This is a genomic window from Novosphingobium aquimarinum, assembly GCF_009746585.1.
Taxonomy (GTDB): Bacteria; Pseudomonadota; Alphaproteobacteria; order Sphingomonadales; family Sphingomonadaceae; genus Novosphingobium; species Novosphingobium aquimarinum.
The window spans coordinates 39,344-62,368 of record NZ_WRPO01000006.1 but is presented as its reverse complement, the minus strand read 5'-3'; the positions used below and the strand labels follow the sequence as shown (position 1 = coordinate 62,368).

General features: G+C 65.7%; 20 protein-coding genes. 10 read left to right on the top strand and 10 right to left on the bottom strand.

Features of this window, described 5'->3' with window-relative positions; translation table 11 throughout:
- Positions 1–2: 2 nt before the first annotated feature.
- The 3 genes from GQO94_RS08450 (at position 3) to GQO94_RS08440 (ending at position 1,927) form a co-directional block, all read left to right on the top strand.
- The gene (locus tag GQO94_RS08450) at positions 3–746 is read left to right on the top strand and encodes a YebC/PmpR family DNA-binding transcriptional regulator (protein WP_156840712.1); all 744 of its coding nucleotides are present in this window, start codon (positions 3–5) and stop codon (positions 744–746) included.
- 168 nt (positions 747–914) lie between these two features.
- On the top strand, positions 915–1,382 hold the full coding sequence (ruvC, locus tag GQO94_RS08445) for a crossover junction endodeoxyribonuclease RuvC (RefSeq protein WP_156840711.1): 468 nt from the start codon (positions 915–917) through the stop codon (positions 1,380–1,382).
- A 47-nt stretch (positions 1,383–1,429) separates the two neighbouring features.
- On the top strand, positions 1,430–1,927 hold the full coding sequence (locus GQO94_RS08440) for a nucleoside deaminase (RefSeq protein WP_156840710.1): 498 nt from the start codon (positions 1,430–1,432) through the stop codon (positions 1,925–1,927).
- A 21-nt stretch (positions 1,928–1,948) separates the two neighbouring features.
- Here the strand turns inward: GQO94_RS08440 and GQO94_RS20790 are convergent, their stop codons facing one another.
- A complete protein-coding gene (locus tag GQO94_RS20790) occupies positions 1,949–3,229 on the bottom strand; it encodes a c-type cytochrome (protein WP_198045887.1) in 1,281 nt (426 codons plus the stop codon).
- A gap of 334 nt (positions 3,230–3,563) precedes the next feature.
- On the opposite strand from GQO94_RS20790, the gene GQO94_RS08430 reads away from it, so the two are divergent.
- The 4 genes from GQO94_RS08430 to GQO94_RS08415 all read left to right on the top strand — a co-directional run bounded on the left by GQO94_RS08430 (position 3,564) and on the right by GQO94_RS08415 (position 7,166).
- Complete coding sequence (locus tag GQO94_RS08430; RefSeq protein WP_156840709.1) at positions 3,564–3,905, top strand: hypothetical protein; 342 nt, start codon at positions 3,564–3,566, stop codon at positions 3,903–3,905.
- A 65-nt stretch (positions 3,906–3,970) separates the two neighbouring features.
- Complete coding sequence (gene ruvA / locus GQO94_RS08425; protein ID WP_156840708.1) at positions 3,971–4,573, top strand: Holliday junction branch migration protein RuvA; 603 nt, start codon at positions 3,971–3,973, stop codon at positions 4,571–4,573.
- Positions 4,574–4,763: 190 nt separating this feature from the next.
- A complete protein-coding gene (gene ruvB, locus GQO94_RS08420) occupies positions 4,764–5,801 on the top strand; it encodes a Holliday junction branch migration DNA helicase RuvB (RefSeq protein WP_156840707.1) in 1,038 nt (345 codons plus the stop codon).
- A 291-nt stretch (positions 5,802–6,092) separates the two neighbouring features.
- A complete protein-coding gene (locus GQO94_RS08415) occupies positions 6,093–7,166 on the top strand; it encodes a PEP-CTERM sorting domain-containing protein (RefSeq protein WP_156840706.1) in 1,074 nt (357 codons plus the stop codon).
- 378 nt (positions 7,167–7,544) lie between these two features.
- Here the strand turns inward: GQO94_RS08415 and GQO94_RS08410 are convergent, their stop codons facing one another.
- The 3 genes from GQO94_RS08410 to GQO94_RS08400 all read right to left on the bottom strand — a co-directional run bounded on the left by GQO94_RS08410 (position 7,545) and on the right by GQO94_RS08400 (position 11,652).
- A complete protein-coding gene (locus GQO94_RS08410) occupies positions 7,545–8,237 on the bottom strand; it encodes a prolyl hydroxylase family protein (protein ID WP_156840705.1) in 693 nt (230 codons plus the stop codon).
- An 86-nt stretch (positions 8,238–8,323) separates the two neighbouring features.
- On the bottom strand, positions 8,324–10,996 hold the full coding sequence (acnA, locus tag GQO94_RS08405; protein ID WP_156840704.1) for an aconitate hydratase AcnA: 2,673 nt from the start codon (positions 10,994–10,996) through the stop codon (positions 8,324–8,326).
- A gap of 377 nt (positions 10,997–11,373) precedes the next feature.
- On the bottom strand, positions 11,374–11,652 hold the full coding sequence (locus GQO94_RS08400) for a hypothetical protein (RefSeq protein ID WP_156840703.1): 279 nt from the start codon (positions 11,650–11,652) through the stop codon (positions 11,374–11,376).
- A gap of 280 nt (positions 11,653–11,932) precedes the next feature.
- Here GQO94_RS08400 and GQO94_RS08395 point away from each other — a divergent pair, with 280 nt between their 5' ends.
- Positions 11,933–13,384 (top strand): L,D-transpeptidase family protein, encoded by a 1,452-nt coding sequence (locus GQO94_RS08395; protein WP_156840702.1) that lies wholly within the window; start codon positions 11,933–11,935, stop codon positions 13,382–13,384.
- A 229-nt stretch (positions 13,385–13,613) separates the two neighbouring features.
- Here GQO94_RS08395 and recQ read toward each other — a convergent pair whose 3' ends face one another.
- A complete protein-coding gene (recQ, locus tag GQO94_RS08390; protein ID WP_232332834.1) occupies positions 13,614–15,485 on the bottom strand; it encodes a DNA helicase RecQ in 1,872 nt (623 codons plus the stop codon).
- A gap of 481 nt (positions 15,486–15,966) precedes the next feature.
- Here recQ and GQO94_RS08385 point away from each other — a divergent pair, with 481 nt between their 5' ends.
- Positions 15,967–16,116, top strand: a complete 150-nt coding sequence (locus GQO94_RS08385) for a hypothetical protein (protein WP_156840701.1) — start codon at positions 15,967–15,969, stop codon at positions 16,114–16,116.
- A gap of 165 nt (positions 16,117–16,281) precedes the next feature.
- Here the strand turns inward: GQO94_RS08385 and GQO94_RS08380 are convergent, their stop codons facing one another.
- From GQO94_RS08380 to GQO94_RS08360, 5 genes are all read right to left on the bottom strand, one after another.
- Positions 16,282–16,860, bottom strand: a complete 579-nt coding sequence (locus GQO94_RS08380; RefSeq protein WP_156840700.1) for an NUDIX hydrolase — start codon at positions 16,858–16,860, stop codon at positions 16,282–16,284.
- A gap of 7 nt (positions 16,861–16,867) precedes the next feature.
- Entirely contained in the window at positions 16,868–19,483 is a 2,616-nt protein-coding gene (metH, locus tag GQO94_RS08375) for a methionine synthase (RefSeq protein ID WP_156840699.1), read from the bottom strand.
- A 116-nt stretch (positions 19,484–19,599) separates the two neighbouring features.
- Complete coding sequence (locus GQO94_RS08370; protein WP_156840698.1) at positions 19,600–20,646, bottom strand: homocysteine S-methyltransferase family protein; 1,047 nt, start codon at positions 20,644–20,646, stop codon at positions 19,600–19,602.
- Complete coding sequence (gene metF / locus GQO94_RS08365; RefSeq protein ID WP_156840697.1) at positions 20,643–21,596, bottom strand: methylenetetrahydrofolate reductase [NAD(P)H]; 954 nt, start codon at positions 21,594–21,596, stop codon at positions 20,643–20,645. The genes GQO94_RS08370 and metF overlap by 4 nt, the downstream gene beginning before the upstream one ends.
- Positions 21,593–22,591, bottom strand: a complete 999-nt coding sequence (locus GQO94_RS08360) for an ArsR/SmtB family transcription factor (protein ID WP_156840696.1) — start codon at positions 22,589–22,591, stop codon at positions 21,593–21,595. Before GQO94_RS08360 ends, metF begins: the two co-directional genes overlap by 4 nt.
- Positions 22,592–22,781: 190 nt before the next feature.
- Here GQO94_RS08360 and GQO94_RS08355 point away from each other — a divergent pair, with 190 nt between their 5' ends.
- Positions 22,782–22,985, top strand: coding sequence for a hypothetical protein (locus GQO94_RS08355; RefSeq protein ID WP_156840695.1), 204 nt, complete (start codon positions 22,782–22,784; stop codon positions 22,983–22,985).
- The last annotated feature ends 40 nt before the right edge of the window (positions 22,986–23,025 follow it).

Below are 23,025 nucleotides of genomic sequence, written 5' to 3'. Positions count from 1 at the left end.
CCATGGCAGGCCATTCCAAGTTCAAGAACATCATGCATCGCAAGGGCGCGCAGGATAAGAAGCGCTCGGCGATGTTCTCGAAGCTTTCGCGCGAGATTACCGTCGCGGCGAAGATGGGCATGCCCGATCCGGACATGAACCCGCGCCTGCGCCTCGCGGTCAATGCCGCCAAGGCGCAGTCGATGCCCAAGGACAACATCCAGCGCGCGATCGACAAGGCCAGTGCGAACGAGGGCGATAACTACGAGGAAGTCCGCTACGAAGGCTACGGCCCCGGCGGCGTCGCGCTGATCGTCGAGGCGCTGACCGACAATCGCAATCGCACCGCGACCAATGTGCGCACCGCGTTTTCCAAGAACGGCGGCAACCTCGGCGCGAGCGGCGCGGTGAGCCACGGGTTCGAGCGGCTGGGCCTGATCGTCTACCCGGCATCGGTCGGCAACGAGGAAAAAGTGCTCGAAGCGGCGATGGAAGCGGGCGCCGACGATATCCAGTCGAGCGAGGACGGTCACGAGATCTGGACCCCCGCCGAAGATCTGCACGGCGTTGCCACGTCGCTCGAGGAGAGCCTCGGGGAAGCCGAAAGCGTCAAGCTCGCGTGGCGGCCCAACCTCACGGTCGATGTCGCCGAGGGCGATGCGCAGACGCTGTTCAAGCTGATCGACGCGCTCGACGACGATGACGACGTCCAGACCGTCTGGGGCAATTACGACGTCTCGGACGAGATCATGGAAAGCCTGGGGTAATGAAACGCCCCTCCCGCAGGCGGGAGGGGGAGGCGGCATGGTGATGTCATCCTCCTTCGGCACCCCGGACTTGATCCGGGGTCCAGCTTCTTATCGCAACATCGCTCCCCAAGCGGGACCCCGGGTCAGGCCCGGGGTGACGGGTGAGGGGGGATCGGACCCGCTGCCATGCTGATCATCGGCATCGATCCTTCGCTGTCCTGCACCGGCTGGGGCATTGTCGCGAAGTCCGGCAGCCGGCTCAGCCACATCGCGAACGGGCACGTGCGCACCGATGCGAAGGCGCCGCTGCCCGAGCGGCTGGTGCAGATCGATCGCGAACTCACCGACGTGATCCTCGCGCACCGGCCCGATGCCGCCGCGGTCGAGGAAGTGTTCGTCAACACCAATGCGCAGTCGACGCTCAAGCTCGGGCAAGCGCGCGGCGTGTGCCTGCTGGCCCTGGCGCGCGCCGGTCTGCCGATCAGCGAATATGCCGCGCGGCTGGTCAAGAAGGCGATCGTCGGCACCGGCGGAGCGGACAAGGCGCAAGTCCAGGCGATGCTCAAGGTGCTGTTGCCTGGCGTGAAGCTGGCGGGCGCCGATGCTGCCGACGCGCTGGCAGTGGCGATCGCGCATGCCCATTCGGCCAGGTAGGACGAGCCGCCGGCAACCCGCGCCCGCGATGATCGTTCGACTTCGCGATGACAGATAATCTCGATCAGGACATGATCCGCAAGGCGGTGGACCTAGCGGTCGCCGAAAAGGGCACCGACCCGGCCAACATGCCCATCGCCGCAGTGGTGGTGCGCGACGGCAAGGTGCTCGCCACCGGCGTCAACCGCACCGCCCAGGATTGCGATGCCACCGCGCATGCCGAGATCGTCGCGCTGCGCGGGGCGGGGCAGGCGGCCGGCGAAATGCGGATCGAGGGCGCCACGCTCTATACCACGCTGCAACCCTGCGGGATGTGTACCATGGCGTCGATCTGGGCGGGCGTGAGCCGCATCGTCTACGGCGCGGGCCGCGATGACGTCCACGGAATGTATTTCGAGGACCGCCACCTTTCCACGTTCGACTTCGTGGCCGACGCCTTCAAGGACGACCTCACGCTCGAAGGCGGCGTGCTCGTGGAGGCGTGCGCGCCGCTCTACTACGGCCCGGACGACGATCCGCCCGAGGAAGTGCAAGGCAACGACTGAACCGCCGCGCGCGCTGCGGGTTCAGCGGGCGCTGGCCGAAGCGGGAGCCGCGCCCTTGGGAGCGGGCCCGGGGCCGGCCGGCTGGCTTGCATAAAAGACCGAGATGGCATCGATTTGGGTATCGGTGAGGTTATGCGCCTCGGCGTTCATCGGGTTATAGCCTTCGGTCGAACCACGGCGTCCGGTCTGGAACAAATGGAGCTGCTGGCGCAGATATTCGGGATTCTGGCCGGCAAGCCGCGGAAAGCCGAGCGGCGACGCGCCTTCCACGCCATGGCAGGATGAACAGGCTGCGACCTTGCGTTCGGGCACACCCTGCCGTTCTAACGTCCGGCCGAGTGCGAGTTGCGCCTGGCTGGCCTGGGGCCGATTCGCGGGCGGCGCGAACCGATTGCCGAAATGTTCGGCCAGTCTGTCTATCTGGCGATCGGTCAGCTGGACGGCGACCGCCTGCATCGCGCCGCTTGGCCGGCTGCCACGGGCAAAAGCGCGCAGCGCCGCGCCGAGATAGGCGGGGGACTGGATGGTGAGGTTCGGGAACATCGCCCGATCGCGGCCAATGCCGTTTGCGCCGTGACAGCCAGCGCAGGTCGTGATCGGGTCGCCGGTGAGCGCGGTGTCCTGAAACGTCATCGCCGGCCAGGTATAGCTGAATTCGTCATGCGAACCGGCATCGTTGATAACGCTGTACGGTTGGCGACTGCCCAGCACGTCGCCGCGGCCGGCGTTCGGCAGGGCAGGGTCCGCCGCGCCGTAGGCAAGGTTGAGATAGGTTTGCGGGGTCATCGTATCGAGCTGGCGCAAAAAGGCGACGATCGACCAGATCTCGTCGTCGCGAACCTGATGCGGATAGGCGGGCATCGCGGTAAACTTGACGCCGTGCTTGACGATCCAGAACAGTTCGGACGGGCTGAATTTGCGGACGACGGCCGGCAGATACTGGGGGCGCGGCCGCATGCCCATGACGATCGGGTTCTGTCCCAGGCCCGGCGCGCCATGACAGCTTGCACACACGCGGGCGAAATGGCCCGCGCCGAACATGATTCGCCACTGGGCGTCGAGGTCGGCGGGGGCTTCTATGCCGTCTGAATGTTGGGCGACCATGTTCTTGAACGAGCCGTGCACGATCCGCTCGAAACCTTTGGGATCGGGCACCGACGCCGGAAAGGCGATGATCCCGGTCAGGGCAATGATGGCCGCGATCAGCGCCAGCACTGCGCTTACGGCGAGGAGCGGGCCGAGCCATTGCAGAATTCTGGGAGGGAAAAGGGCACGTACAGGCCTGAAGGTGGGCGAATCCAAGATTGCATTCAGGTTGACCATTTAAGCATCATGCATAGGCGGCCCGAGCGGTCCAGTCTCATTTGGGCAGATCAATCGAATCGTATAATGTTGCCTGCAAGAGGGTCGCGTTCGCTCAGGCGGCGTGTCCGGGAGGTTTGGGACTGCGCTGCCACTAACCCGTCGGACCGTGCGCTCTGTGCGCCGCCGCCCGAAGACCTCCAGGGCAACGACTGAACCGCCGCGTCCAGCAGAAGCGCGAGCATTGGGGAAACCCTCTTGCTCCCAATGCGTTTGTCCCCAATACGTCAACGCAATGGGTTCAGCGCCGGGGGCCCGATACAGGGGAAATACCATGCGCAAGTTCGTCGCGCTGACCGCTGCGGTCACGGCCGGTCTCTTTGCCGTCTCGGCATGCACCGCCAGTCGCTACCAAATCTCCGACGCGTTGCAGCGCTACGGCCTCAGTCCGCAGAAGGCGGATTGCGCTTCGGAATTCCTGCGCGGCAAGCTTTCGGTCCGGCAAGTCGATCGGCTCACCGATGCGGCGCGCTATTACAATGCCGGCAGCCAGCTCACGTTCGGCGATCTCATTCGCGTCGCCGGGTCCGTGCGCGATCCCGAAACCGCGCTGCAGGTCGGTGCCAGCGCACTCGCGTGCTCGATCGGTGCGGGCATCCCGATTCCGGGACTCTGACCTTTCGGGGATAGCCTCGCGATCGGCCCTTGCTCGCCTGCTCGCAGTGCGGCAGGGAACAAAGCATGATCGCAAAGCTGACCGGCCTGCTCGACGACAGCGGACCCGACTGGGCCGTGATCGACGTCGCGGGCGTCGGCTATCTCGTTCACTGCTCGGTGCGCACGCTCGAGGCGCTGGGCGAGCGGGGCGGCCGGGCGACCGTGTTCACCGATCTCCAGGTGTCCGAGAACGACATGCGCCTGATCGGCTTCGCCAGCGGCGCCGAGCGGGACTGGTTCCGGCTGCTGACCGCGGTGCAGGGCGTGGGCTCCAAAGTGGCGCTGGCGATCCTTTCGGCGCTCACCACCGAGGAACTGCAGCGCGCCTGCGCTGGCGGCGATGCGGCGATGGTCGCGCGCGCCAACGGTGTCGGACCCAAGCTTGCGAGCCGCATCGTCAACGAATTGAAGGACAAGGCCGGCGGTCTGCCGACGATTCCGGGAGGAGCCGCGCCCGCTGCCGCACCCGCCGGATCGGCCAGCGCCGACGCGGTCTCGGCGCTGCAGAACCTCGGCTTCAAGCCGGCGGTGGCCGCCAGCGCCGTCGCGCACGCGATGGGCGAACTGGGTGAGGACGCCGATCTCGACGTGCTGGTGCGCGTGGCGCTGAAGAAGGCGGCGGGGTGATGGTTCTCTGCTCCCGTCATCCTGAGCTTGTCGTAGCGCGCTGGCCTTATGGGGCGAAGCGTGCTGCGGGATGGATCCTGAAACAAGTTCAGGATGACGATGAATTGGATGTCAGCGCATCCGTCATCCTGAACTCGTTTCAGGATCCATCTTTCCTCGGGCACGCAGTCATCGGACCAAATCTCAGCGCATGACCGAAAATCCCCTCCTCACCGGCGATCGCCAGCCCGAGGATGCCGACGCAGCCCTGCGGCCCAAGACGCTGGCCGAATTCGTCGGGCAGGCGGCGGCGAAGGACAACTTGCGCGTGTTCATCGAGAGCGCGAAGTCGCGCGGCGAGGCGATGGATCATGTGCTGTTCTTCGGCCCGCCCGGCCTCGGAAAGACCACGCTGGCGCAGATCGTCGCGCGCGAGCTGGGCGTGGGCTTTCGCGCCACTTCGGGTCCGGTGATCGCCAAGTCGGGCGATCTCGCGGCGCTGCTGACCAATCTCGAGGAAGGCGACGTGCTCTTCATCGACGAGATCCACCGGCTCAATCCGGTGGTCGAGGAAGTGCTCTACCCGGCGATGGAGGACCGTGCGCTCGACCTCATCATCGGCGAGGGGCCTTCGGCGCGTTCGGTGCGGATCGACTTGCCGCCGTTCACGCTGGTCGGCGCGACGACGCGGCAGGGGCTGCTGACGACGCCGCTGCGCGACCGCTTCGGCATTCCGGTGCGCTTGCAGTTCTACACCGTGCCCGAGCTGCAGCACGTGGTGACGCGCGGCGCACACTTGCTCGGGATCGGCATGGACGAGGGCGGGGCGACCGAGATTGCCCGCCGCGCCCGCGGTACGCCGCGCGTCGCCGGGCGGCTGCTGCGCCGGGTGCGCGATTTCGCCCATGTCGCGGGATCGCGCACCGTGACGCGCGCGATTGCCGACGATGCGTTGACGCGGCTCGAAGTCGATTCGCTGGGCCTCGATTCGCAGGATCGGCGCTATCTGCGGATGATCGCCGAGATCTATCGCGGCGGCCCGGTCGGAGTCGAAACGCTGGCGGCGGGGCTGTCCGAGCCGCGCGACACGATCGAGGAAGTGGTCGAGCCCTACTTGATCCAGCTCGGCCTGGTGGCACGAACCGCGCGCGGGCGTTGTCTCAACGACGGCGGCTGGCGCCATCTCGGGCTCTCGGCGCCCACCGGCAGCCAGGGCGGTCTGTTTGCGCCGGGAGAGGACGAGGATTAAGGGAAAAGGGATTCTCTTGCCGGCCGCCCCGTTATTCGAGCTGTGCCATGCGCGCGTGCAGGGCGCATGAAAGACGCCGGGCTTTCTTCACACCTGCGCCGAGTCATGGTCCCATTTCGGGACAAGTCCGGTCGGGGCATACGAAATTAACCGTAAATCTCAGATCGGGACAGTCGAATCAGGGTTAACGGCGTTGTCCCCTTAACCAGTCTCTGCGTTTCTTGAGGGCATAAGGCGTGAACGGATTTCGTCCGGTGCGCCACCCAACGGGGAAACGAAAGAGAACTGCTTATGTCTGTACGGACAGCCCTTGCTAAACTCTCCGCTTGCGCGGCTGGCTGCGCCATCGTTGGCGGCGGCGCGGTCCACGTGGCCGAAGCTCCGGCTCAGGAAGGCCAGTACCGCTCGGTCAAGCAGGTCAAGATGGTCAAGGAAGCGAAGCCGCGCCGTCAGGTGCGCCGCGCCGAGGCCCCGCGTGAGACGCGGCGTGTCCGCAAGGTGATCAAGCGCACGTGCTGCGATCAGCCGCAGATGGCGATGGTGCCGCTGCCCGCGCCGTACATTCCCCCCGCGCCGCCCCAAGTGATCAGCGGCGGCGGCAGCGCTCCGGTGGTGATCGGCGGCGGCCCGCTCGGCGGGTTCGGCGGCGGCTTTTTCGGCGGGTTCTTCGGTGGCGGCGGCGGCGGTAGCGGCAGTGTCGTCATCTCCTCGACCACCACGGGTTCGACCTCGACCAGCACCAGCGGGTCGTCGGGCACCACGGGAACCTCGAGCGGCGTCGTGGTCGACATCGATATCGACAACGACAATTCGAGCACCGGCAGCTCCACTTCGACATCGAGCGGCGGGTCCTCGACCTCGACTGGCGGTTCGTCCACGTCGACGTCCACGGGTGGCTCCTCGACTTCGACGGGCGGTTCGTCGACCTCCACGTCGACCGGCGGCATCACCTCGACGACCTCGACTTCGACCGGTGGCTCGTCCACCTCGAGCTCGAGCTCGGGCAACGTCTCGACCAGCACGTCGTCGTCGACGAGTTCTTCGAGCAGTTCGTCCACCTCGAGCTCGACATCGTCTTCGACTTCGACGTCCTCGTCGGGCGGCTGCTGCGATCACGCCCCGCCGCCGACGACGACCGGCACGCCTCCGACGACGACGGGTACGCCTCCGACGACGACCGGCACGCCTCCGACGACGACGGGTACGCCCCCGACGACGACCGGCACTCCGCCGACGACCACGGGCACGCCCCCGCCGACCGACGTGCCGGCGCCGCCGATGCTGGTGCTGTTCGGCGCCGCCGCCGCCGCAGTGGTCGGCCGGCAGAAGCTCGCCAAGCGGACGAAGCGCAAGCTCAACCGCTAGCCAGAGCCATACCCGCTGGAACCGGGTGCAGGGCGGCGCGGATTGCGCCGCCCTTCTTTTTTAGGCGGGGCCGCTTGTGGTTTGACCCGGCACCGCGGGTGCGGGCCTGGCTTACGAAGGTGCGGGCGACAGAGGGTGGACGCGGATCGGCCTTCGGTACGCGCGCGAAATTGCCATACCGCCCCGCAGCCTCCTTCCGTCATGCTGAATTCGTTTCAGCATCCATGTTGCCCCCCGCGAGATCCTGTCGGTGAGGCGAAATGGATGCTGAAACAAGTTCAGCATGACGGGCAAGTCGAAGGGGGTTCTTCAGGGAAACGACGTTGCGGGCACCATGCGCGCCGCGCCGCGTGATCTCACTGGTTCAGCGCGGAACCGTCACGCCCACAGTTCCTGCCGGAACCACTTGGTGATGACGTGTTTGATGCCGCGCCGCACCGGGGTGCCGGCGTGGATGGTCTTCATGTTCGGGCGGCCGGCGCGGTCCATGTTGTTCCAGGCGACGAGCGTGCCGGCTTGCGGCCTGAGCGCGATGCCGAGCTTGGGAAAGTCGGTCTCGCCGCCTTCCTTGGGTTCATTGAGGAAGATCATCGCGGTCCAGGTGCGCTGGCCGCCGCGCTTGGCTTCTTCCTGCCAGTAGCCTTCGCCAAGGTGGAAGAAGTCGTGGTGGTGGCGGAACTGCTGGCCGACCTGATAGCGCTGGCCCTGGATCCGCTCGGAATAGGCAAGGTCGATGCCGAGCAGATCGGCGATGTATTCGTCGACCTGATGAGTCAGCGGATCGTCGAATTCGAAATGGTGCGTGAAGCTGGTGCGAAAGTCGTCGCGCGCCACGCCGCGGTACATCGGCGAAGGTTCGGCGCGGCTGTTGATCGTCTGGATGATCGGCTTGCAATCGGCTTTGCGCAGAAAGCCGGGCACGACGTACATTTCGGCGTCAGCGACATCGACTCGCTCGGCCGCCGGCAGGGCATCGAGTCGCTGCCGCACGACGAGACCCCAGCGCGCCAGCTTGTCGGGATCGCACATCGGGTCGTATCGAGACTCGTCACGGGCTTCGGTCGCGCTCATGCGCCGATCCTAGCGACCGGGGGCTAAGGCCCGGTAAACGGGAGCCGGCCGCCCGAAACCAGGCGGCCGGCCCCGGTTGTTCCGGATCAGGCGGCGAGCTTGCGCAGCACGTACTGCAGGATGCCGCCGTTCATGTAGTACTCGATCTCGTTGGCGGTATCGATCCGGCACAGCGCGGTGAAGCTGAAGGTCGAACCGTCCTTGCGCGTGACGAGCACCTCGACGTCCTGGCTCGGCTTGATGTTCGCGATGCCCTTGATGGTGAAGGCATCGTCGCCGGTGAGGCCGAGCGTTTCGCGAGTCTCGCCCGCCTTGAACTGCAGCGGCAGCACGCCCATGCCGACGAGGTTGGAGCGGTGAATGCGCTCGTAGCTCTCGACGATGACGGCGCGCACGCCGAGCAGGATGGTGCCCTTGGCGGCCCAGTCGCGGCTGGAGCCGGTGCCGTATTCCTTGCCCGCGACGACGACTAGCGGCGTACCGTCGGCCTTGTGCTTCATCGCCGCATCGTAGACCGGCATGACTTCCTCGCCATAGCGCGAGATGCCGCCTTCGGTGCCGGGGACCATTTCGTTGCGGATGCGGATGTTGGCGAAGGTACCGCGCATCATCACTTCGTGGTGGCCACGGCGCGAGCCGTAGGAGTTGAAGTCCGCCTTGGCGACCTGATGCTCCATCAGCCACTGGCCCGCCGGGCTGTCGGCTTTGATCGAGCCGGCCGGGCTGATGTGGTCGGTGGTGACCGAATCGCCCAGGATAAGGAGCGGCTTGGCTTCGATGATATCGCCGACCGGTGCCGGAACGATGTCCATGCCTTCGAAGTAGGGCGGGTTGGCGACGTAGGTCGACGCCGGCTTCCACGCGTAGGTTTCCGAGCCGGTGACGTCGATCGCCTGCCAGTGCTCGTCACCCTTGTAGACGTCGGCATAGCGCGCCTGGAACATCGAGCGATCGACGTTGGCGTTCATCGTCGTCGTGACTTCCTCGTTGGTCGGCCAGATGTCCTTGAGGTAGACGGGCGTGCCGTCCTTCGCGGTGCCGATCGGGGTGGTGGTGAAGTCCTCCACCACCGTGCCCTTGAGCGCGTAGGCGACGACCAGTGGCGGCGAGGCGAGGAAGTTGGCGCGCACGTCGGGGCTGACGCGGCCCTCGAAGTTGCGGTTGCCCGAGATGACTGCGCTGGCGACCAGGTGGTTCTCGTTGATCGCCTTGCTGATCGGCTCGGCGAGCGGGCCCGAGTTGCCGATGCAAGTTGTGCAGCCGTAGCCGACGAGGTTGAAGCCGATGTTGTCGAGGTGCGTCTGCAGCCCGGCCTTCTCGAGGTAGTCGGTGACGACCTGGCTGCCCGGCGCGAGGCTGGTCTTGACCCAGGGCTTGGGCTTGAGGCCGTATTCGTCCGCCTTCTTGGCGACGAGACCCGCGGCGACCAGCACGCTGGGATTCGAAGTGTTGGTGCAGCTGGTGATCGCGGCGATCATCACATCGCCGTCGGTGATCGAGAAATCCTCGCCTTCGACCGGGATCGACTGCGGCGTCTGCTTGTAGACGTCCTGCATGTCCGCGTTGAACACATCGTCGACTTCGGTGAGCACGACCTTGTCCTGCGGGCGCTTGGGACCGGCGAGCGTCGGCACCACGGTCGACATGTCGAGCTCGAGCGTCGAGGAGAACACCGGATCGGGCGCGGTCGGATCGAGCCAGAAGCCCTGTTCCTTGGCATAGGCTTCGACCAGCGCGATCTGCTCTTCCTCGCGGCCGGTAAGGCGCAAGTATTCGATCGTCTTGTCGTCGATGCCGAAGAAGCCGCAAGTCGCGCCGTATTCGGGCGCCATGTTGGCCAGCGTCGCGCGATCGGCGAGGCTGAGCGTGGAGAGACCGGGGCCGAAGTATTCGACGAAGCGGCCGACGACGCCGTGCTTGCGCAGCAGGCTGGTGCACGTCAGCACGAGGTCGGTCGCGGTGACGCCCTCGGCCAGCTTGCCGGTAAGCTTGAAGCCCACCACTTCGGGGATCAGCATCGAGACCGGCTGGCCCAGCATCGCGGCTTCGGCCTCGATCCCGCCCACGCCCCAGCCCAGCACGCCGAGGCCGTTGATCATGGTGGTGTGGCTGTCCGTACCGACGCACGTGTCGGGATAGGCGATCATTGTGCCCGAGGGATCCTCACTCGACCACACGGTCTTGGCGATGTTCTCGAGGTTCACCTGGTGGCAGATGCCGGTGCCCGGGGGCACGGCGTAGAAATTGTTAAGCGACTTCGAGCCCCACTTGAGGAAGTCGTAACGCTCGTAGTTGCGCTGGTACTCGATCTCGACGTTCTGCTCGAAGGCCTTGGGATGACCGAACTCGTCGACCATGACCGAGTGGTCGATCACGAGATTGACGGGCACTTGCGGATTGATCTTGCTGGTATCGCCGCCCAGCGTCTTGATCGCGTCGCGCATGGCGGCCAGGTCGACCACGCAAGGCACGCCGGTGAAATCCTGCAGCAGCACGCGCGCCGGGCGGTACTGGATTTCCTCGCCGGTGACGGGGTTGTTCTGCCAGTTGGCGACGGCCTTGATGTGATCGGTCGAAACCGTGAAGCCGCCGTCTTCGAAGCGGAGCAGGTTCTCGAGCAGGACTTTCATCGAGAAAGGCAGGCGGCTCACGTCGCCGATCTTCTCCGCCGCTTTCTTGAACGAGTAATAGGCGTAGTCCTTGCCGCCTACCGTCATCGTGCTGCGCGTTCCGAGCGTGTCCTGTCCGACCTGGGTCATATGGGCCTTTCCCCTTAGAGCTGTGCCGTGTCCGCAAGTGGCTCGCGCCGGGGCGTGCTGCACTGCGGCATGGCGGAATCGTCTCGGTGGCGATGCGCGTTCAGTGCTCTAAGGTCAAGGGCGCAGGCGTGTGGCAATGACGCGCTGCGGGATGACGGCCGGGCCGGTCGACCAGAGCGCAGGACGCTGGTTGCGGCTGGCGTCGCGCAATGCGGGCCGGTGAACGCCTGCCGCGTGGGATGTGGAAGCGACGGCCGTTTCGCGGGGAGGGGTAAAGGCTCGGGCGAGACACCCAAAAGAAAGGCCCGCCGATCGGGCGGGCCTTTCCAAAGAATCGGTGAGTGCCTCGTTACGATCGTAGCGAGGGACCGAAAGGCTCAGATGCCGTCGGCGGTGTCTTCGAGCTTCTCGGCCTTCTGATCCAGGGCATCCGCCTTCTGCTCCAACGCGGCGCTTTCCACGCTATCGGTCGCGAGGTCGGCCTTTTCTTCGACCAGATCACTTTGCGCTTCGGCTACCCCGGCCTGCGCGTCCATGACCTCACCTTGGGCCTCGGTGACGTCATCACGCTCTTCGGCGACTTCCTCGGCAGGGCCATCGCAGGCGGCAAGAACGAAGATGGCGGGAAGAGCGACGGATGCGAAAAGCTTTTTCATGATATGCCCCTTAGACAATTACTTTGGTATCAAAACCACGGATGACGTATCCCCGATTGCGTCCCGCTTGGCAATAAGTCCGTGCCAAACAGGGATATAGCCTGCGCTTCGCGCCCGCCCTTCGATGATCAAGGTCCTGGCCGATTCATCGCAGGCTAAGGCGCGAGGGTTGATGATGGGGGTCGCTGGGGGCTATCAGAGGGGCGTGTCCGGGCCAGTCGGACGCTATCCCAAGCACTTGCAAGCCCCAACGCTGCAGGAAGGACGATCGATCTCGATCATGAAACAGGGTTTTGCCGCAGGTCTGCGGTTCGTCTCCATCTCCACGCTCGCCGCGGTGTCCACGTTCGGCCCTGCGGCGTATGCCCAGTCGTCGATCGATTCGGTGATCGGGCAATCGGAAGCGCGCTCGCAGGCACGGTCGCGGATCGAGCCCAGCGCCGTCGATAAGTGGAAGAACGATACACTCGACGCGCCGACGACGCCCGAACTGCGCGGGGGCGCCGCCGAAGCGACGACGACCATCGCCCAACCCGTCGTGCAGCCGGTGCCGGTGCGCGAGCCGGTGATGGCGTGGCAGCTCGCGGATGCCAAAGCGCTGCTGGCGACGATCGAGGGCATCGGCTCGGAAGGGCTGATCCCGGCGGACTACAATCCCACGGGTCTGCGCGCGGCGATCGCGGGCGGGGCCGGCGATCCGCTCGACCAGGTCGCGAGCAAGGCGTTCGCCTGGCTGATCGAGGACTTGCGCGACGGGCGCACGCCGATGACCGCGCGCGTGCAGTGGTTCGCGGTCGATCCCGATCAGGACGACATGCCGACCGAGGCGATCATGGCCGAGGCCCTGGCGATGCACGACGTCGCGGGCGTGGTCGACAAGCTCGCGCCGACGGTGCCGGACTATGCCGCGCTCAAGGAGAAGCTGGCGCTGACCCCGGCTTCGGACAAGGCGACGCGCAATCTGGTGCGCGCCAACATGGATCGCTGGCGCTGGCTGAAGCAGGATCTGGGCAAGGTCTATCTGCTGACCAACGTGCCCGAGTTCCAGCTGCGGCTGACGGTGAACAACAAGATCATCCGCACGTACAAGACGGTGGTCGGCAAGCCGGGCCGGACCGCGACCCCGCAGCTTGCCGAAATGGTGACGGCGGTGGTCTTCAACCCGACCTGGACCGTGCCGCAATCGATCGTGAAGGGCGAGGGGCTGGGCAACAAGGTGCTCAACAATCCCAAGTGGGCGCGTTCTGCCGGATACCGCGCGACGAAAAGCGACAACGGTTTCGTCACGGTGGTGCAGCAGCCGGGCGAGAACAATTCGCTCGGCCTCGTCAAGATCGACATGCCCAATCCGCACGCGATCTACCTGCACGACACTCCGTCCAAGCAGTACTTCAATCATGAGGTCCGCGCCTATTCGCATGGCTGCATCCGCACCGAGCGGGCAGTGGAACTGGGCATGACCATGGCGATCCTCGGCGCGGAAAAGTCGGCGGACGAAGTTCGCGAGATCTCCAATTCGCGCAAGTACACCAAGGTCGAGATGACGCGGACTTTTCCGGTCTACCTCACCTATTTCACCATCGCCCGCTCGATCGACGGCGAGCTGGAAACCTTCGGTGACATCTACGGCCGCGACAAGCCGGTGCTCGCCAGCTTCCAGGCGCCGCGCGAAGCCAAGACCTCGCAACGCGCCAGCAACGAGGAAATCATCGAGCTGGACAACCCGCTGTAAGGGACACGACCGGCGATCATCGCGGAAGGGGGAGCTGTTTCCAGACGCGCCCCCCTTTGCTTCGTCATTCCCGCGCATGCGGGAATCCAGTTCCGACGTCACGACGACGCGCTTGCATTCATGCCGCGCGCAATGCTCGGGGATTCTGAGAAGGGCGCGCAGTCCTGCTAGATTCCCGCTATCGCCGGAATGACGAGGGTCTAGAGGCGGCCCAGCGCCAATCGGTCCATCAGTGTTGGCGGATCACGCTTAAAAACGCGTCGCCATAGGCGTCGAGCTTGCGGGCGCCGATGCCGGTGATCTCGCCCAGCGCGGCCAGCGATGCGGGTCGCGTGCTCGCCATTTCGCGCAAGGTGGCATCGTGGAACACGACATAGGGCGGCACGCCCGCCTCCTGGGCGAGCTCGCGCCGCAATTCGCGCAGGGCTTCGAACAGCGGATCGCCGGTCGGGTTGGCAACTTGCGGCGCGCCCTTGCGCCGACGCTTCTCCCGCGCCGGGGGCAGCACGATCGCCACCGCTGCGTCGCCCTTGAGGATCGCGCGGGCGTCGCCGCCGAGCTGCAACCCGCCGTGTTCGGTCGGTAGCAAACTGCCACGCGCTTGGAGTGCGCGCGAGAGCGGGCGCAGCATCGGGGCCTCCTCGGCACCGACGATCCCGAAGACCGAAAGCGTGTCGTGCTTACGCTGGGCCACGCGATCGTCTGCCTGACCGGTCAGGACCTTCTCGAGATACGCCAGGCCGAAGCTCTGGCCGGTGCGGTAGACGGCGGACAGCAGCTTGCGGGCCAGCTCGGTCACGTCCGCGACGGCGGGCGGGCTCAGGCAGTTGTCGCAATTGCCGCAAGTCTGGGGCGGGTCCTCGCCGAAGTGGCGCAGCAGCACGGCGCGGCGGCAGCCGGCCGTCTCGACCAGCGTGGCGAGGCCGTCCAGCCGAGCGCGTTCGGCGGGGCGGCGGTGCTCCTCGACCTCCTCCACGCGCTGGCGGGCGCGGGCGAAGTCGTCGGCGCCCCAGAACATCATCGCGATCGAGGGATCGCCGTCGCGCCCTGCGCGGCCGGTTTCCTGATAATATGATTCGATCGATTTGGGGATGCCGGCATGCGCGACGAAGCGCACGTCGGGCTTGTCGATGCCCATGCCGAAGGCGACCGTGGCGATGATCACCATGTCTTCGGAAGCCACGAAAGCCGCCTGATTGCGCGCGCGGGTCTCGGGATCGAGCCCGGCATGATAGGGCAGCACGCGGCGGCCGGTCTGCGCCAGCGTTTGCGCGAGCTGCTCGACCCGCGCGCGGGTGGGAGCATAGACGATTCCCGGCCCCGGATTGTCGGCCAGCAGCGCGCGCAGCTGGCTCGCGGCGTTGTCGCGCGGGCGCACGCTGTAGCGGATGTTCGGGCGATCGAAGCCCGCGACGATCATCCCCTCCTCGCCGATGCCGAGCTGGGCGAGGATGTCGGCGCGCGTCACGTGGTCGGCGGTGGCGGTCAGCGCGAGGCGGGGGATGTGCCCGAAGCTGTCGAGCAGCGGGCGCAGCAAGCGATAATCGGGGCGGAAGTCGTGGCCCCATTCGGAGACGCAATGCGCTTCGTCGATCGCGAACAGCGCGACGCGTGAGCTTTCCAGCAGCGCGCGGAAATGCGGCTGGCTGGCGCGCTCTGGCGCGACGTAGAGCAGATCCAGATCGCCGGCGCGGAAGCGGGCGATGGTTTCCTCGCGATCGGCGTCGGCGCTGGTCAGCGTGGCGGCGCGGATGCCGTTCGCGCGGGCCGAGCGCAATTGGTCGTGCATCAGCGCGATCAGCGGGCTGACGACCACGCACGTGCCCTCGAGCATCACGGCTGGAAGCTGATACGTGAGCGACTTGCCTGCGCCGGTCGGCATGATCGCCAGGCACGATTGCCCCGCCAGGACGCGCGCGACCACGTCTTCCTGCACGCCGCGAAAGCCGGGAAAGCCGAAAGTGGCATGGAGCGCCTCGCGCGCGGCGGCGAGATCGGGGCTCTGGCCGTTGCCCGGCGACGTGCCGGGTTGCGTCGATGCGGAAGGATCGGAAAGCGCGCTCACCGTCCAGCCATGACAGATCGGGGACCGTGCTGCCAAGCGGTGCGGTCCAAGATTTCCAAGCCTTTCGGGCCTCGAACGCCGCTCGTGCGGCGGTCTGTGTCTTAAATCACATGGCGTCGGTGCCCTGCCTCACAGCGCCATTCGCGCAATGAGGACAGAAGAGGGGCATCGGACGGGCCTGAAATCCCGGCTGCCACGCAACAGAAGCCAAACCGGAGTCACGACCATGGAACCCCTTGCTGGAATGCTTTTCGGAGTCGTCGCCAAACCCGCCTTGGCCGGAGCACCGAGCGCGCGGCGCGACCTTACCGGCTCCAATCCGCCGCCGCTCCGCCGCCGAGACTCGCCGACGTTGCTCAAGCTCTATGCCCGCCGCCCCGGACGAGGTTGAAACCGGCTCGGATGGTTACCCGTCGCGTAACAAATTGCGTCGGAAAGGGTGAAAAACGCTTCGGGCCGGGCACTTTTGCACCATCTGGGCATTGTCATTGGACACACTTCAAAAGGAGACACGAAAATGTCCCCCTTCGTCTATCGTACCAGTCGACCGCATGAATCGATTCTGCCGCGCTCGCACCGCGACGCGCACCAGCGCTACCTGACCTATGGCCCGATCCAACCGATGGATCAGCCCAAGGGCCTGTTCGCTCGTTTGCTTGGGCTTTGACGGGGATCGAAGTTTCCGAACGTAGCCAATACCGGTCTCACTCCCGTCATGCTGAACTTGTTTCAGCATCCAAGGTGCCCCTCGTCGGGACCTGAGTGGGGGGCGAGATGGATGCTGAAACAAGTTCAGCATGACGATCACAGAAGTTCGCTCTGAGACTTGGCCTCAGCGCCCAACCCACAGCTCCGGGTGCCGCAGGAGTAGCGCCTGAGCCAGGATCAGCGTCTTGGAATCGGTGAGTTCGCCGCACCGAACCAAGTCACGCAAGGCGTCGAGACCGATCTCGATCACTTCGATGTTCTCGAATTCGCCTTCGGCACCTCCGCCCGGACCGATGCGGTCGGCCACGGTGTATTCGCTCAGATAGAGCTGCACCCGCTCTGTCGCGGCCGGGATCATCGACCAGATGTTGCTGACCGGCTCCAGCGCGCCGAGCCGCAGCCCGCCTTCCTCCATCGCTTCTTCGACGATGCGCAGCGCCGGTTCCATTCCGTCGAGGCTGCCCGCGATCGCCTCGAGCGGCGAAGGCTCGCCGCTATAGAACGCACCGGGGCGCGGCTGGCGGATCAACATGACCACGCGCCGCTCGCGGTCGAAGGGCAAGACCGCGACGGCCGAGCCGTTCGCCAGCAGTTCGCGTTCCACGCGCGCGCCATCGGGCAGTTCCACATCCATCCGCAGGAAGCGGTACCAGCCGTCGAAGACCACTTCGGTCTTCAGAATGCGCGTGCGGCCGTCCGACATCGGCCGATCAGTCGAGGTTCGGGCGCAGCCAGCGCTCGGCCTGGGCGACGTCGACCCCAAGCCGCGCGGCGTAGTCTTCCAGCTGATCGCGCCCGATCCGCGCCACGCCGAAATACTGGCTTTCGGGATGCGCGAAATAGAAGCCCGAGACCGCCGATGTCGGCAGCATCGCCTGACTTTCGGTCAGCGTGATCCCGGCATTGTCCTGCGCGCGCAGCAGATCGAACAGGATCGGCTTGAGCGAATGATCGGGGCAGGCGGGATAGCCCGGCGCGGGGCGGATGCCGCGATACTTCTCGCGGATCAGCGCTTCGTTGGTGAGCTGCTCGCCTGCGGCATAGCCCCATAGCTCGGTGCGCACGTGCTGGTGCAGGCGTTCGGCGAAAGCCTCGGCGAAGCGATCCGCCAGCGCTTTGAGGAGAATGTCCGAATAATCATCGTGCGCCGCCTTGAAGCGCGCGATGTGCTCGTCGATGCCGTGGATGCCGACTGCGAAACCGCCGAGCCAGTCGCCTGCGGGATCGACGAAGTCGGACAGGCAGAAATTGGCGCGGCCGCGGCTCTTCTTGAACTGCTGGCGCAGCATGGGGAGGCGGGTGCCGTCGGTAAGCAGGATGTCGTCGCCGTCCTGATGACATTCCCAGAATGAGCAGACGCCTTTGGCGGTCAGCCACTTTTCGGAAATGATCGTGTCGAGCATCTTCTGCGCATCCTCGAACAGATTGCGCGCGGATTCGCCGACGACATCGTCATCGAGGATCGCGGGGTAAGTGCCCGCCAGTTCCCAGGCGCGGAAAAACGGCGTCCAGTCGAACGTCTCGCGCAAGTCCTCCAGGTCCCAGTCGTCGAAGACGTGCAAGCCGGGCTGCACCGGGGCGGGGGCCTTGTCGGCGAAATCGGGGGCATAGGCATTAGCGCGCGCCTCCGCGATCGACAGCAGGTCCGACTGGCCCTTGTTCGCTCGCGCCTCGCGCACCTTTTCGTAATCGATCGCGACCGATTCGACGTAGCCGTCGCGCTGGGTGTCGGAGAGAAGTTGCGAAGCGACGCCGACCGCGCGGCTGGCATCGAGCACATGGATCACCGGGCCTTCGTAAGCCTCGTCGATGCGCAGCGCGGTGTGCACTTTGCTCGTGGTCGCCCCGCCGATCAGCAGGGGAATGGCCATTTCGGCGCGCTGCATTTCCTCGGCGACGGTCACCATCTCGTCGAGCGAGGGGGTGATCAGGCCCGACAGGCCGATGATGTCGACATCCTCGACCTTGGCTTTCTCGATGATGTCCGACCAGGGCACCATCACGCCCATGTCGATCACTTCGTAGCCATTGCACTGGAGGACGACGCCGACGATGTTCTTGCCGATGTCGTGCACGTCGCCCTTGACGGTGGCCATGATGATCCGGCCCTTGGCCTTGGCGCCCGGCTGCTTTTCCGCCTCGATGTAGGGGATGAGGTGGGCGACGGCCTTTTTCATCACGCGCGCCGACTTCACCACTTGCGGCAGGAACATCTTGCCCGATCCGAACAAGTCGCCGACCACGTTCATGCCGTCCATCAGCGGGCCTTCGATCACTTCGATCGGGCGGCCGCCGGCCTCGGCCGTGGCGGCGCGCATTTCCTCGGTGTCGTCGACGACATAGGCGTCGATGCCTTTCACCAGCGCATGCTCGATCCGCTTGGCCACCGGGTAGCTGCGCCATTCCTCGGCGGCCTTTTCCTCGGCGACCGACTTGCCCTTGTAGCTTTCGGCAAGGTCGATCAGGCGCTCGGTCGCGCTCTGCTCGCCGTCCTTGGGCGTACGGTTGAGGATCACGTCCTCGCAGGCCTCGCGCAACACGGGGTCGATCTGGTCGTAGACGTCGAGCTGGCCGGCGTTGACGATCGCCATGTCGAGCCCGGCGGGGATCGCGTAGTAGAGGAACACCGAGTGCATCGCCCGCCGCACCGTCTCGTTGCCCCGGAACGAGAACGAGAGGTTCGACAGACCGCCCGAGAAGTGGACGTAGGGGCACGCCTCGCGGATCTCCTTCACCGCCTCGATGAAGTCGACGCCGTAGTTGTTGTGCTCCTCGATGCCGGTGGCGACCGCGAAGACGTTGGGGTCGAAAATGATGTCCTCGGGCGCAAAGCCGATCCCGGTGAGTAGCTTGTAGGCGCGCTTGCAGATCTCGACCTTGCGCTCCTTGGTATCGGCCTGGCCTTTTTCGTCGAACGCCATGACGACGACGGCGGCGCCATAGGCCATGCACTTGCGCGCCTGATCGAGAAACGGCTTCTCGCCTTCCTTCATGCTGATCGAATTGACGATCGGCTTGCCCGAAACGCACTTGAGCCCGGCCTCGATTACCTCCCACTTGGAGCTGTCGATCATGATCGGCACGCGCGCGATGTCGGGCTCGGCAGCGATGAGCTTGAGGAACGTGGTCATCGCCTCGACCGCGTCGAGCAGGCCCTCGTCCATGTTGACGTCGACCACTTGCGCGCCGTTCTCGACCTGCTGGCGCGCGACTTCGATGGCGGCGTTGTAATCGCCCGCCATGATCAGCTTCTTGAATTTTGCAGAGCCGGTGACGTTGGTGCGTTCGCCGATGTTGACGAAGCGGGCGGATGATAAGGCGTTCATGGTCTACTCCCCCCTCCCGCTTGCGGGAGGGGCCGGGGGTGGGTTTTGTTCGTATGGGGTGCGGCCTTAACGCCCACCCCCAACCCCTCCCGCAGGCGGGAGGGGAGAATCTTGGTTCAGGCCGCCATGATGAAAGGCTCGAGCCCGGCAAGCCGCGTGGCGTGATCGAGTGTGGGCACCTTGCGCGGGGTCACGCCCTGGACCGCCTTGGCCATCGCCGCGATGTGCGCGGGCGTCGAACCGCAGCAGCCGCCGAGCACGTTGACTTGCCCCGCCTCGGCCCATTCCTTGACGAAGCCCGCGGTCGTATCGGGCTGTTCGTCGTAAGCGCCCAGTTCGTTGGGCAGGCCCGCGTTCGGGTAGACCATGATCAGGGTGTCGGCGATCGCCGCCAGCGATTTCACGTGCGGCCGCAACTGGGTAGCGCCGAACGAGCAGTTCAGCCCGATCGTCACCGGCTTCGCGTGCCGCACCGCGTGCCAGAACGCCTCGACGGTGTGACCCGAAAGATTGCGGCCCGACAAGTCGGTGAGCGTCATCGACAGCATCACCGGCACGTCACGGCCCAGTTCGGTTTCGAGCTTCTTGGCCGCCATGATCCCGGCCTTGGCGTTGAGCGTATCGAAGACCGTCTCTATCAGGATGAAGTCCGCGCCGCCTTCGACCAGCGCGGCGGCCTGTTCGTGATAGACATCGACTAGTTCGTCCCAGTCGATCTCGCGAAAGCCCGGATCATTGACGTCAGGCGACAGCGAGAGCGTCTTGTTGGTCGGGCCGATGGCGCCGGCAACGAAGCGCGGACGCCCGTCCTTGTCGGCATATTCGTCGGCTATCCGGCGCGCGAGCCCGGCCGAGGCGATGTTCAGGTCGTTGACCCGGTCCTCGGCGGCATAGTCCGCCTGGCTGATGCGATTGGCAGAAAAGGTGTTGGTCTCGGCGATGTCCGCGCCCGCTTCGAAATAGGCGCGGTGGATCGATTCGGGCACTTCGGGCCTGGTCAAGGCGAGAATGTCGTTGTTGCCCTTCTGGTCCTTGGTGAGGCCGAGCGACCCCGCATAGTCTTCTTCGGACAGCTTCCAGTTCTGGATCTCGGTCCCGAAGGCGCCGTCGGTGATGAGGATGCGCTTGGCGGCCTCGGTATTGAATGTTTCGCGCGCGCTCATGCCGCATTCTCCTTGGCCGAAACTTCGGCCGAAATCTGGGGACGGACGCCGAGCAAGTGGCAAATGGCGTAAGCCAGCTCGGCGCGGTTTAGCGTGTAGAAGTGAAAGTCGCGCACGCCGCCGGCGTAGAGGCGGCGGCACAGTTCGGCCGCGATCGTCGCGGAGACGAGCTGGCGCGCTTCGGGGCGATCGTCGAGCCCGTCGAACAGCGTCGCCATCCAGCTCGGCACGTCGGTGCCGCACATCGCGGACATGCGCGAGACCGCGGCAAAGCTCATCACCGGCATGATTCCGGGCACGATTTCGGCATCGATCCCGGCGGCGGCGGCATCATCGCGGAAGCGGAAAAAAGTGTCGGGCTCGAAGAAGAACTGGGTGATTGCGCGGTTGGCGCCTGCATCCATCTTGCGCTTCAGGTTGTCGATGTCCGCCGTCTGGTCCACCGAATCCGGGTGGCATTCGGGATAAGCGGCGACCGAAATCTCGAACGGGTGCAGCTTGCGCAGGCCAGCCACGAGATCGGCGGCGTTCTCGTAGCCACCGGGATGCGTGGCGTAAGGCTTGCCCTTTTCGGGCGGATCGCCGCGCAGCGCGACGATGTGGCGCACGCCTGCGTCCCAATAGGCGTTGGCGACGTCGTCGATCTCACCTTTGGTCGCTTCGACACAGGTGAGGTGCGCCGCGGCGGGCATCGTCGTCTCGCGCGCGATCCGGGCGACGGTCTCGTGCGTGCGCTCGCGCGTCGAGCCGCCCGCGCCGTATGTCACCGAGACGAAGCGCGGGCCGAGCGGCGCCAGAGTCTCGATCGCGTCCCACAGCTGGGCGTGCATCTTGTCCGACTTGGGCGGGAAGAATTCGAAGGAGACACCGATGTCGCCGGGCACTTCCGCGAACAGCGGGGAGGCCTGTGCCAGCTGGCGCTCGCGCGCGGCATCGAGAAGGACGGTCATGACGAGTGGACTTCCTGCCTGGCTTTGGACGTTGCGGATGGCGCGGTGCCGGGCTTGCGCGCTGTCCAGATCTTGATGGTGAGCGGATTGCCGCTGAGCGCGAGCGGCGTATCGGGAACGAAGCCGCTGTCGTTCAGCAGCGTCAGCATCTGCTCGTCCGAAAAGCCGAGACGCGCGTGGGCGTGGCGTTCGCGCAGCTCTTCGCGATTGTGCGCGGCGAAATCGACCACGGCGATGCGCGCGCCGTTGCGTGCGACCCGCGCGGCTTCGGCCAGCACCGTTTCGGGCTCCTGCGCATAATGCAGCACCTGGTGGAACAGCACCGTGTCGAACTGTTCGTTTTCGAAAGGCAGCGCGGTGAAATCGCCTTGCACCAGATCGACCTTGCCTGCGGGCAGGTCCTGAAGGCGCGCGCGGGCGATGCGCAGCATGTCGGGGCTCTTGTCGAGCGCGGTGACCCGCTCGGCGCGCGGCGCGAGCAGTTCGGCGATCCGCCCGGTCCCGGTGCCGATATCGAGCACATCGCCCAAAGAGGCGTCGCCCAGGCGCTTCGCCAGCGCGTCTTCCACGGGGGCGTCGGGCGTATGCAGCGAGCGCAGCGTGTCCCATTCTTCGGCATGCCGCGCAAAATAGGTGGCGGCGCTGGCCGCGCGCGCCGAGCGGATCGACGCGAGATGGCGGCGATCCTCCTCGCAGCCCTCGGCGAAGACGGGATCGGCCGCCTCGGCGGTGGCCAACAGAGATGCCGTGGCGCGGCCCAGCGGCGGACCGCTGCGTTCGCCCGCCACGCTGCGCAGAAACACCCAGCTGCCTTCCTTGCGGCGCTCCGCCAGACCGGCGTCGCACAGGATCTTCACGTGGCGCGAGACGCGCGGCTGGCTCTGGCTGAGGACTTGCGCGAGTTCGCCGACCGCCAGCTCCATATGCGCGAGCAAGCGCATGATGCGCAGCCGCGTCGGGTCGGCAAGCGCCCGCAGGAGAGGTTCAATCCGCATGGCGCGGCATATAAAGATATCTTTATATCACCGCAAGGGGCATCGAAAAAGTGGCAGAATCCGGCGGTTTTGCACCACTGGTCAGGCCTCTCATTCCTGTTTGCGTTGCACCATGCTCTCGTCTAAAGACGGGCCTGCAGGCTTGCCTGCAAGCGTTGGCGCCTGCGCCAAACAATGCAAGGGGATTCGCATGAAGAAGATTGCTTACGCCGCTTTCGCGTCGGCCGCCGCTATGGCTCTCGCCGCCTGCGGTAGCTCGGATACCGCCACGGACGTCGCTGCCACCGACAGCGTCGAAACGATGGCAGAAGAGACCATGGCCGCCGATCCGATGGCGACTGAGGGCATGATGGACCCGATGGCATCGGAAATGGCTACCGAAGCCGCGATGTGATCTTGTTCGGGAGCGGGGTGCTGCCTCCGGGCAGAACCCC